Annotated in this window: 11 protein-coding genes; 9 read left to right on the top strand and 2 right to left on the bottom strand. The window is 65.2% G+C overall.

All coding sequences use genetic code 11. From position 1 onward, the window contains the following. Positions 1-319: 319 nt before the first annotated feature. Positions 320-1,147 (bottom strand): SAM-dependent methyltransferase, encoded by an 828-nt coding sequence (locus tag ACLMAL_RS28635; RefSeq protein WP_412001932.1) that lies wholly within the window; start codon positions 1,145-1,147, stop codon positions 320-322. 322 nt (positions 1,148-1,469) lie between these two features. Between ACLMAL_RS28635 and ACLMAL_RS28640 the strand changes: the two genes are divergently transcribed. The 9 genes from ACLMAL_RS28640 to ACLMAL_RS28680 all read left to right on the top strand — a co-directional run bounded on the left by ACLMAL_RS28640 (position 1,470) and on the right by ACLMAL_RS28680 (position 10,292). Beyond that, entirely contained in the window at positions 1,470-2,186 is a 717-nt protein-coding gene (locus ACLMAL_RS28640) for a hypothetical protein (protein ID WP_412001933.1), read from the top strand. Between the two features lie 78 nt (positions 2,187-2,264). Continuing rightward, the gene (locus tag ACLMAL_RS28645) at positions 2,265-3,053 is read left to right on the top strand and encodes an SGNH/GDSL hydrolase family protein (protein WP_412001934.1); all 789 of its coding nucleotides are present in this window, start codon (positions 2,265-2,267) and stop codon (positions 3,051-3,053) included. A 140-nt stretch (positions 3,054-3,193) separates the two neighbouring features. Further along, on the top strand, positions 3,194-3,730 hold the full coding sequence (locus ACLMAL_RS28650; protein ID WP_412001935.1) for a hypothetical protein: 537 nt from the start codon (positions 3,194-3,196) through the stop codon (positions 3,728-3,730). Between the two features lie 391 nt (positions 3,731-4,121). Further along, entirely contained in the window at positions 4,122-4,697 is a 576-nt protein-coding gene (locus ACLMAL_RS28655) for a copper chaperone PCu(A)C (protein ID WP_412001936.1), read from the top strand. Beyond that, positions 4,690-5,898: a Dyp-type peroxidase gene (locus tag ACLMAL_RS28660; RefSeq protein WP_412001937.1), complete on the top strand. Its 1,209-nt coding sequence runs from the start codon at positions 4,690-4,692 to the stop codon at positions 5,896-5,898. Before ACLMAL_RS28655 ends, ACLMAL_RS28660 begins: the two co-directional genes overlap by 8 nt. Positions 5,899-6,021: 123 nt before the next feature. Then, the gene (locus ACLMAL_RS28665) at positions 6,022-6,147 is read left to right on the top strand and encodes a hypothetical protein (RefSeq protein ID WP_412001938.1); all 126 of its coding nucleotides are present in this window, start codon (positions 6,022-6,024) and stop codon (positions 6,145-6,147) included. 115 nt (positions 6,148-6,262) lie between these two features. Continuing rightward, positions 6,263-7,267 (top strand): tyrosine-type recombinase/integrase, encoded by a 1,005-nt coding sequence (locus tag ACLMAL_RS28670; protein WP_412001939.1) that lies wholly within the window; start codon positions 6,263-6,265, stop codon positions 7,265-7,267. Positions 7,268-7,353: 86 nt separating this feature from the next. Beyond that, positions 7,354-7,749, top strand: coding sequence for a hypothetical protein (locus ACLMAL_RS28675; RefSeq protein ID WP_412001940.1), 396 nt, complete (start codon positions 7,354-7,356; stop codon positions 7,747-7,749). Between the two features lie 1,172 nt (positions 7,750-8,921). Next, positions 8,922-10,292, top strand: a complete 1,371-nt coding sequence (locus ACLMAL_RS28680) for an ice-binding family protein (protein ID WP_412001941.1) — start codon at positions 8,922-8,924, stop codon at positions 10,290-10,292. Positions 10,293-10,738: 446 nt separating this feature from the next. Here ACLMAL_RS28680 and ACLMAL_RS28685 read toward each other — a convergent pair whose 3' ends face one another. Next, positions 10,739-10,909: an ATP-binding protein gene (locus ACLMAL_RS28685; protein ID WP_412001943.1), complete on the bottom strand. Its 171-nt coding sequence runs from the start codon at positions 10,907-10,909 to the stop codon at positions 10,739-10,741. Position 10,910: the final 1 nt, after the last annotated feature.

Below are 10,910 nucleotides of genomic sequence, written 5' to 3' on the forward strand. Positions count from 1 at the left end.
TGAGGTCCTCAGGCGGACACCGGGCAGGGCTCGTTGTCGATGCCTTCGTGTTCGGCCCCGCGGCCGAAGCGCAACACGCACAAGGTATTTGCTACGACCAGGAGGGTGGAGACTGCCGATAGGTAGACCGATGTGGGTGGCCGGGACCAGGGCAGCGACGACGAGCAGGGAGCGGGCCGGGTTTGGCGACCGATACCCGCGGTGCGACGGCTGAGGGCGCCGGCAAAGGTGGCCAATATCGTCGACCATGCAGTGCGACGTTCGCGGTCTCGAGCCGCGCGCGCTATCCGCGCCGATCAGAAGCTCGTGTGCACCACGACTATTTGCGCGCTATCCCGCCGACCATCAGTCGCTCGGCAAGGGTGAGCTTGTCGCGCACGATGTGGTCCGGCCGCCATTCGGGCAAATACGCCAGCCCGGGCTCCACCAGTTCGAGACCACGGAACAGCCGCAGAATCTCCGCGCGCGTCCGGAACCGCCCCGTCCCCAGATATTCCAGGAACGACTGCTCCACCGGGCCTGCCTCCGGACCCTCGTTGATGAAGTGCGTGATGAACACATGACTGCCCGGCGGCACCGCGTCCAGGTAGCCGTCCACCACACCTTCGGGGTCCTCGCCGTCGTGCAGGTGATGCAACATGCCGACGAGCAGGACCGCGACCGGCTCGGAGAAATCGATCATCTTCTGCACGTCGGGGTGTGCCAGGACCTTGTCCGGCTCACGCAGGTCGGCGGTCACCACCCGAGTGCTCTTGTCCTGTTCCAGCAGAGCGCGCCCGTGCGCCAACACAATTGGATCGTTGTCGACATACACCACCCGTGCATCCGGCTGGAACGACTGGGCGACCTGGTGGGTGTTCTCCATGGTCGGCAGCCCCGCACCGAGGTCGAGGTACTGCTTCAGCCCGGCTTCACCGGCCAGGTACCGCACGCCGCGGCCCAGGATCGCGCGATTCAATTTCGCAAGCACATCGACCTGCGGCATCGTCTCGACGAGGTGGTCGACCACGTGCTGGTCGACCTCGTAATAGTCTTTCCCGCCGAGTAGTGCGTCGTAGACTCGCGAAATACTCGGCTTGGTGGGGTCGATGCCCACCGGTACCGACTCGGAACCCATCATCGTCACCCTCCCATGCAGGATCCGCATGTCTGGATCGTTCGGAGCAACCTAACCATGAAGGGCCGGTGTCACGTGGCCCGATACGCCATTCTGTCGTGTTGTGACGCACAACGGAAATCCCGAGCGCCACAACAGATCCTGCGCCCTGGAGTCGATCATCGAGCGCGATCCGAGCACCGCCTCCGTCGACGTGCGATCGACGTCCGCCCTGGACGGTTGCCCATCCGCAGGCCGGGCGGTCGTCGGTACCGCACAGCGGGCACGGCTACACCAAACCGTGTCCGACCTGCAACGGAAGGGATGGCACATGATCCAGCCCGCCGGCGAGCCGCGGTGCACAGTTATCAGCATGTTTGCTACGGGACGGATCGGGATTCGCGTGCTCGTGGCCGCGGCGGTCGCACTCCTGGCCACCCACGGGTTCCCAGGGTCGGCGACAGCGGCAGACCAGCGGGCGGCTCTCGGCGGTGGATCGGGCATCGTGCTCGGCGGACAATCGGCCTGCACCCTCACCACGATCGGTTTCGACCGCGCCGATCGGATGGTCGGACTGACCGCGGGACATTGCGCGGAACTCGGCATGTCGGTCAAATCCGAGCACATGCCGCAGGCCGGGATCATCGGCACCGTGGCCGCGGTCGATCACCACGACGACTATGCCGTGATCAAGTTCGACCGCGGCAAAGTGCACCCGATCCGGCAAGTGACCTCGACGCTCATTGCCCGAATCGGCACCCCGCCGCGCGAAGGCGACATCGTCTGCAAGAACGGGCGCACATCCGGATTCAACTGCGGCGTCGTGTGGGACACCCACCGCTGGTGGTTCCAGAATCACGTGTGCTCGCAACCGGGAGACTCGGGCGGTCCCGTCACCATCGGCGACCAGCTGGTCGGGATGAACGTCGGACACATCGGGGTCAAGGCGCTCGGCGTGACCGTCTTCAACATCATGTGTCAGGGCACGGGGGTGCCGGTCCACGATCCGGCGGTGGCCAGTCAAATCGGCATGGTGCTCGACGACATCGATCAGTCCGGCGGCATCGGAACCGGCTTCCGTCCACTCTGACCGCAGCACCGATGGCCCGTATTCCTGTGTGACCGTACGATATTCCTGCGCCGATGGCCGAACCCGCAGGAGCAGAACGTGGAGCCGAACACGACACCCGGGCCGCACTACACCCGCTACGTGGCCATCGGGGACAGCCAGACCGAAGGCATCGGCGACCCCGACGACGCCGGCGGACACCGCGGCTGGGCCGACCGGTTCGCCGAACGCCTCGGCGCGGCCGACCCCGGCCTGCACTATGCCAATCTGGCCATCCGCGGCCGTCGCGCCGCACAGATCCGCACCGAGCAGCTCGCCGCCGCCATCGCGCTGCGACCCGATCTCGTGACCGTTCTCGCTGGAATGAACGACATCATCCGGCCGCGCTTCGACCGTGACGCCCTGTTGGGCCACCTCGACGCGATGTTCGCCGCACTGACCGCACTCGACATTCGCGTTGTCACCTTCACTTTCCCTGACATCGGTGCTGTTGCGCCGTTCGCCCGACCGCTCTCAGCGCGCGTGCGTGCACTCAATGCCGACATGCGCCGACTGACCCGACAGCACGGAGTCACGCTGATCGACTTCGAGCCGGTCGCGGCCACCACCCACCCGAAAGTATGGGCGGAGGACCGATTGCATCTGAGTCCACTCGGCCACGACCTCGTCGCGCGTGCCGTCGCCGCCACGCTCGGCGTTCCCGGCGCCGACGAGACCTGGCGCCAGCCCTTGCCGCCGAACCGTCGAACCGTCGCCGGGGCGGTCGCAGGCGAGGTGCGATGGGTCGCCGATCATCTGTTGCCGTGGATTGTGCGACGCCTGCGTGGACGCTCGTCGGGCACGGACATCGAGCCCAAACGGCCTACCTTGCTACCGGTACCGAGCTGACGGTGTCGGCTCGAGATCGGCCGTCGGTCTATACGGGCGCGTCGATGGCAGTCGCCGCACTGCGACAGTCGGTGCACATCGAGCCAAGACCGGATCAACCGCTCAATCCCGCGCGTATGCGTCCTACGACCGGCAGTAGTATGACCAGGGTGCGAACACCGACGGAGGCAGCGGCGCGGTTGCGCGGTGCTTTCGTCGGATCAGCATCCGGTGCGGTGAGTATCGCCGCCCACGCTCTCGCCGGCGGCACGGTCTCCCCCGGCCGATCCGCGCTTGCCCTCCTGCTCGCCGCCTGCACGCTGACCGGCGCTGTGGTTGCCTCGATGCGCACCCGGCACGGCGTTGTCGAAGTCATGGCGATGCTCGCGATCGGCCAGACTGTCGGCCATCTCGCCTTATCGATGTCGGCGGGCCATCACCACAGCACGCATACCGGTGGGGCCATGCTGATGGCACACCTGATCACCATCCCGGTGGGCGGCCTCCTAATCCACAGCGCGCAACGCGCCATCACCGGTGCGGCATCGAGTGCGGTGCGCGCCGTCGGCGTGCTCGGCACTGGACCGCTCGCACCCAGGCCCCCTGCCCTCGCTGTGTCGTTCGGCGCTGCGCAGACTCCGAAGCGGTTGCTGTTCAGTTCAGGAATCGGCACCCGGGGACCTCCGGCGCCCCGCTAGCCCGTCCCGCCGGCAGTCGATGCGGTCATGCATTCAGCGCCATCGGCACATTCGCTCGACCTCGGTAATGCGTTGCCAACCACAGTGAATACGCGCATGCGGCCGAGTGCAGGACCGCACCCGCATCGAGCAATGGCGGATGTGCCCGCACCACGCCAGCGCGCTGTGCAACAGCACACTCAACGGGCTTCAGCACGATCCCACTCTATGCAGGCACTCATTTATCGACCGGAGTCGGTCGGCGACCCTCGCCCGGCTCGTGTCTCGCGTCGCATCGGGTCGCGCACGACTGCCTCGAACCGACCGACGCAGCGTCGATCGAACGTTTCGGTGTCGTCAATCGCGCCCTGCCTGCAGCGGAAAACCCATCCCTTCCCGATCGGAGCCTCCCATGCTGACAACAACTCGACCATCCGCACTCCGCGCCTCCCGTCTATTGCGCACGGCTGCCGCCCTCGCGTCGGTCCCACTCCTGCTCGTCGGCTGCTCATCCAACGACAAGGACGCCGCACCCACCAAGGCAGCGGATTCGATCACTGTCGAGGATCAGTGGATCAAGGCCGCCGAGAGTGGTATGTCGGCCGCGTTCGGCGATCTGAACAACTCCGGCACCACGTCGGTGACAGTCGTCTCCGCCACCAGCCCCGCCTCCGAACGAGTCGAGCTGCACGAGGTCGTCGCGGCCGCGGACGGAACCAAGAAGATGCAGCCGAAAAGGGGTGGCTTCGTGATTCCGGCGCACGGCAGTGTCGCGCTGCGCCCCGGCGGCGACCACATCATGTTCATGGGGCTGAAGGCGGCGCTGCGCACCGGCTCGGAAACCCCGGTCACGCTCACCTTCGACGACGGGACGACCACCACCTTCACCGCCCGGGTGCGCGACTTCCCCGGCAACCAGGAGAATTACGCACCAGAAGGCGACCACATGAGTGGCGGCACCCCGCAGACCCCCGCGCACGGTGGCTGAGTCCGCCCGCCCAGGACGCGTCTCTCGCCGACACCTGTTCGGCGGGGCCGCCGCCGCGGCAGGCGCCGCCGGGCTCGGTTGGGGCGCGGTCGCGCTCGGCGATCGGCAGATCGGCGACACCGATCAGACGCCGACCGCGATAGAGCCCTTCTACGGCGAACACCAGGCAGGCATCGAGACCGCACCACCGGCGCAGGCGACCTTCGTGGGGTTCGATCTGCGCCCCGGCACCGACCGCGACGACATCATCGGGCTCCTGCGGATCTGGACCGACGATGCCGCGCGGCTCACCCAGGGCCGCCCCGCACTGGCCGACACCGAACCCGAACTGGCACACCGGCCCGCCCGGCTCACAGTCACCGTGGGACTGGGTCCGGGGATGTTCACGGTGGCCGGCCTGGAACAGCGCAGGCCGTCGTGGCTGCATCCGTTGCCGCCGTTCGACATCGATCGTCTCGAACCGGCCTGGAACGACGGTGATCTCCTGCTGCAGGTCTGCGCCGACGAAGCGACGGCTGTGTCGCACGCGGTACGGGTGTTGTGCAAGAACGTGGCATCACTCGTCTCGGTGCGCTGGGTGCAACGTGGTTTCCGCAACGCCGCGCCAGGGCAGACCCCGCGCAATCTGATGGGGCAGGTCGACGGCACCGTCAATATCGCGCCGGGCACACCTGATTTCGCTCAGCTGGTCTGGGACGACGGCAGTGCGCAGCCCTGGCTGGCCGGCGGTACGTCGCTGGTGCTGCGCCGCATCGCGATGAAGCTCGACACCTGGGACGAAATCGATCCGGAGGGCAGGGAACTCAGCGTCGGCCGCAAGCTGTCCGATGGCGCGCCACTGACTGGGAGCAGGGAATTCGACGAGCCGAACTTCGCGGCCGTCGACGCACACGGTATTCCGGTCATCCCACCGTCCGCACATATCGCCCGCGCCCATCACGCCCACGACGGCGAGCGGTTCCTGCGCCGCGGCTACAACTACGACGACGCGCCGCCGCCCGGTCAGACCTCCAACTCCGGACTGCTGTTCGCGGCGTTCCAGCGTGATGTGGATACCCAATATCTGCCGGTGCAGCAGCGTCTCGCCGAATTCGACGCCCTCAATGTATGGACGACACCGATCGGGTCGGCGGTGTTCGTCATCCCACCCGGGGTGCGGTCACCGGGCGGATACCTCGGGCAATCGCTGTTCGAGTCGTGACGACTGGTCCGATGCCCGCGTTCGGCAACGCCGGCATCGGACTCTCGCGACTCGGTTTCGACTTGTGGCTCAGGTCCACAGCACGGCGACGAACACGTTCACGATCGCCAGTCCGCCCGCAGCGTGCGGGATTGGGTGCTGCTCACCGCCGGTCACACCCTGGGAATCCTGGTGGTCTTTCCGCTCATGGCAGTGGACGAGGCGATCCTGCCCCGCATCGACGCAGTCGTGGGGGTGAGCCCGTCATGACAGACCACGTCCTCAATACACGCGAAGGAACCGTCGAAGCGGCGCGAGTGCTGCTGGCACAGCTGAACCTCACGCCCGAGGATCTGCTGGCGGCGCCGAGCGCCCCCACCGGTGCGTGCCGACCTTCGGCGAGTACATCCCCGTGGTGCTGGCCTCGATGCCACCTGGCAGCAGTTCACTGGGGATCTACAGGTCCTACTGGCAGAAGATCCTCGACTACGGGTGGGCCGAGCGGCGTCTGGATGAGCCGACGGTCACCGAGTTCAAAACGATGATCGAACATTTCCGGACCAACCGGCAGATCCGCAGCAACGACAAGGGCGGGCGCGGGGTGGTGTTGCATGCAGTCGCAGTTCTGCGGTTTCTGTATCGACAGGCGGTCGATGATGGCTACATCCGTCGCGACGACGACCCGGCCACGAGACTGACCAAGCCTGGTGCGGTGCCCTCCTCGCGCCGAGCGCTGCCGGATCAGTTGCTGCGGTGGATCATCGAGGCCGCGGACACGACCGGCAACGATCCCGAGCTCGACAGTCTGATCATCCGCCTCCACATCGAAACCGCGTGCCGGGTGATAGGCGCGCTGTCGTTGCGGCCCGAGGACCTCGATCCCACTCAATGCCTGGTCCACCTACGCGAAAAGCGCGGCACCACCCGCTGGCAACCGGTGTCACCGACCTTGATGAACGAACTGCTCCACCACGGCGCCGAGCGTGGCGCAGTGGCTGGCGAGCCGTTACTCCGAAACCGAAACACCACGCCGATCAACAAGAATCGATACGACCGCATGTTCAGGCGTATCGGACAACACGTCCATCCAGTGCGCGTGCAAGGGATCTCCGCGCACTGGATTCGCCACACCACCCTGCGTTTCGTCGAACGCAACTTCGGCAAAGCGGTCGCGAAAGCCTATGGCGGGCACTCCGATCGCTACAGCAGCGCCAGCATCGAGGAAGTCGCGCGTGCGCTCGCGCTGCTCACCGGCGAACCGCACCCGCTCGCGGAGGCGGGGGATGCCGGGCTCATCACCCACACCCACGGTGTCGTCGCGCCTGGTGAGACCAGCCCCATAACCCTCGGCGCGGAGCTGAAACCGTCCAGCGACACGCTCATCGAGTAGATCACGGGGCAGCATCAGGTCCTCCTCGGCGACTGGGCAGTGCTTTCGAGTAGGTCGAGGGCGTCGTTGAGGCCTTCGGTCATATAGTGGCGCAACGCATCGTGATCCGCCACGTTGCCGTATCGGACCAGATGCGCGGGACCGCAAGCGCGCTCTTCGGCTACTTAGAGACTTGTGCCACGGCCGACGCCCGGCCAGGCTCGGTCGAGGTGTCCGGCGAGATGCTCGATACACCGGGCTGTCGGCGACCGCGGCGGACCCCGCTCGGTGTAGAACCGCAACATCAACCCGAACCCGAGCTTGGCCGCACCACGCTTGGACGCGACCAGCCCCAACTCCTCGCCGCCAAGCATCCACTGATCGATCAGCTCATCCTTGTCAAGCCCCCTCATCGCGCGGCGAACTACACCCGCCACCACCGTTACCAGGCAGTTGCGCTTCATGTACCAGATGACACGGTTCTTGCCGGCACCTGGTTCTGATCGCGACTCTGGGCAGCAGTTGGTCGTGAATCTCGACATCACTTGGTGGAGTGGGATTTTTGTGATCGCGAATTTCGACACCGTTGTGGTGGCAGGTCCTCGCTCAGACCTCGCGCCGACCACCCAACAGGGGACAGGACGACGGACCACACATCGCCCACCCTGTGCTCGGCAGAGCCCTCCGCACCCACGTCGGCGTATCCACAAGGATGAGCGTCGGCGACAACGAAGACCCGCACACCGGACTCGGGAACCCGGTACCGGCGAATGTCCGTGGTCGTCGCGTCGTTGTCCGGTTCGATGCGATAGCCCAAACTGGTGATGAGGGCAGCTAATTCGTCGAACTTCACCCGAGGTGTGAACTCGCCGTACTCGTTCCGCAGGGGCACTGGCACGGTGGACACGTCACCCCCGCTCAGACGGTGCGCGCTGCACGCTGATACCGAACCCTCGTCCACCTGGAACGAAAGCTCCACGAGTCCGTAGTCCCGCCGTATGAGGTCCTGTGCCCTGTCGTCGAGACAGTCCAGCCCAGCTTCGCTTCCCACTCGGCAGGATTTGTGTCGAATCCGGCCCCCAACACTTCGCCACGCGTGGCGAAGTGGACATACAAATCCAGGTCAGGCATCGACATCTTCTCCCTTGTCATTACAGGATCTGCGCCTCTGTCCGGCCGCGGACGCCGCCATCACCGACTCCTACAGACCCGCCCACGCCCGAGCAACCCACCGCTGACCCCTCACAGCACAACACGTCAATCCGACACACCAACTCAGGTGATGTCAATTTTCGCGACCGGGATCGGGAACCACCCAGCCCAACCGATGCCCAAATCCGCTATCAACCGGCAACAGAATTCGCGGACAACGACACCAGAATTCGCGAACAACGACACCAGAATTCGCGAACAACCGGCAACAGATTTCGCGAACAAAGTCCAGGCGCCCGAACTGGATGGCGGCGCCTCTCAAAGCCGTGCGACAAGGTCACGCCTGGTGTCCAGTTTCCCAATAGCTATCGGCCGAACCCGAAAAACAGACAAGACCGCACCGGGGATACATTGCCAAAGTGTCGCAACTGGAGGGTTACTGGGTATAGGCAGCGCAACTAACGGCCAGGCCTGTGCTGCTGCGGGGGAACCCTTTTCACGTTCACAGATAGAAGGTAAGAAAATGGCACCTGTTATCACCTCGCTGACACCCTCTTTCGGCCCTCCAGCGGGTTTCAACTCTGTAATCATCGCCGGCTCCGGATTCAGCAATGTCGGTCCCTTGGCTGTCCGGTTCGGCACGACGGCAACGACATTCACCATCGACTCCGATACCCAGCTCACGGCCATCGCCCCGCCGGGAACCGGCACGGTGAACGTCACCGTACAGGTACTGCTGGACGGCACGAGCAACCCGCTGCCCTACACCTATGGTGTGCCTGCTCCTACCTTGACCAGCATCAGTCCGGGTTCGGGGTCGGCGGCCGGCGGAACGGCGGTCGTGCTCACCGGGACGAACTTGACCGGAGCCACCGCAGTGAGTTTCGGTGGGACACCGGCAACCTCGTTCACGGTCAACTCCTCGACGCAGATCACGGCCGTGACCCCAGCCCATTCGGCTGGGACGGTGTCGGTCACTGTCACCACCACCGGCGGAACCAGCAACGGTGTCGCCTATACCTATATCGCGGTGCCCACCCTCACCAGCATCACTCCAAGCTCAGGGCCGCCAAGCGGTGGGACAGTGGTTGTGCTCACCGGGACAGGCCTGACCGGAGCCACCGCAGTAAATTTCGGCGCCACCCCATCGACCCTGTTCGTTGTCAACTCGTCGACGCAGATCACCGCCCTCACCCCAGCCCATTCAGCTGGGACGGTGTCGGTCACTGTCACCACCGCCGGCGGAACCAGCAACGGTGTCGCCTACACCTACGTTTCAGGTCTGGCGCCGGTCAATTTAGGGACAGCCGCGTCGTTCGCGGTGCTGGGTGCCGCGACAGTCACCAACACCGGAGCCACGGCCATCACCGGTAACCTGGGTGTCAGCCCGGGCACCGCGGTGACCGGATTCCCCCCGGGAACGGTGACCGGCGGAGCGATCCATGCCGGGGACCTGGTCGCGGCGCAGGCACACACCGATTTGCAGGCTGCCTACATCGACGCGGTGGGCCGGACGCCCACCGCTTTCGTGACCACTGATCTCGCGGGACAAACCCTGACCTCCGGGGTGTACCACGCAGTTGCCGGGATCGGCCTCAACGGCACCGTCACCCTGGACGGGCAAGGCAATCCGAATGCGGTGTTCATCTTCCAGGCCGGGACGACACTGATCACTGGGGCAAACAGTGTGGTCAGCCTCATCAACGGCGCCACCGCAAGCAACGTGTTCTGGCAAGTCGGTAGCTCGGCCACACTGGGCACCAACACCAACTTCGCCGGAAACATCCTTGCTTTCACCTCGGTCACGGTGACAGGCGGCACCACCTCGAACGGGGACATCCTTGCCCTCAACGGTGCGGTCACCCTGGACACCAACACCATCACGGCACCCTGAGCCTCGATCCACCGAAAGGATACGACCCCTGTCCGCGCGCCTTCGGCGCGCGGACAGGGTCGTATCGGGTGTGGGTAGCCGCTGGTCCGCCCATCCTTTCCACTGTGGTTCATGGTCGTAAGGCCGGGACTGGCGCAGGCGGTCGAGAGCACGATCGTCTGCTGTTGCGACCCCCTCGCAGGGGCGATGAGGACCCCACGGTAAAGACGCAGGCCAAAGCCGCTAGCTAAGTGTTGTAGCGAAAATATCTGCAGCAGACCTCCGGTGATGTAGTTCGGCCCGGTGTGGCGCTGAAATCGGGCAATGTATCAGCATTGGCACAGTCGCTGACAAGATCGAGGACGGACCTGCCTGGCCTGGAATAACAAGACGAACAGGGAGCATGACTGGTTTGCGGCTACGCAAATCAAACTCGACCGAACAGTTTTAAACTGGCCTCGGGCAGGTCAGCGGGGTTTGTCGGTGGTTTCGGTTGCCTTGGCATGGGACCCGCGATAGCTGTGGGTGCCGGTCTCGATGATGTTGCCGCCGAAGGTAAGTCGGTCGATGATCGCGGCGCGGAGCCCAGCGTCGGTGAAGGTTTGGGACCAGCCGGCGACGCTGCGGTTGGAGACGATC

The sequence above is a fragment of the Nocardia sp. CWNU-33 genome (assembly GCF_046764895.1).
GTDB lineage: Bacteria > Actinomycetota > Actinomycetes > Mycobacteriales > Mycobacteriaceae > Nocardia.

Coding starts and splice junctions, on each gene's coding strand:
- ACLMAL_RS28635 (WP_412001932.1), bottom strand. CDS start 1,147: ATGCGGATCCTGCATGGGAGGGTGACGATGATGGGTTCCGAGTCGGTA.
- ACLMAL_RS28640 (WP_412001933.1), top strand. CDS start 1,470: ATGTTTGCTACGGGACGGATCGGGATTCGCGTGCTCGTGGCCGCGGCG.
- ACLMAL_RS28650 (WP_412001935.1), top strand. CDS start 3,194: ATGACCAGGGTGCGAACACCGACGGAGGCAGCGGCGCGGTTGCGCGGT.
- ACLMAL_RS28655 (WP_412001936.1), top strand. CDS start 4,122: ATGCTGACAACAACTCGACCATCCGCACTCCGCGCCTCCCGTCTATTG.
- ACLMAL_RS28680 (WP_412001941.1), top strand. CDS start 8,922: ATGGCACCTGTTATCACCTCGCTGACACCCTCTTTCGGCCCTCCAGCG.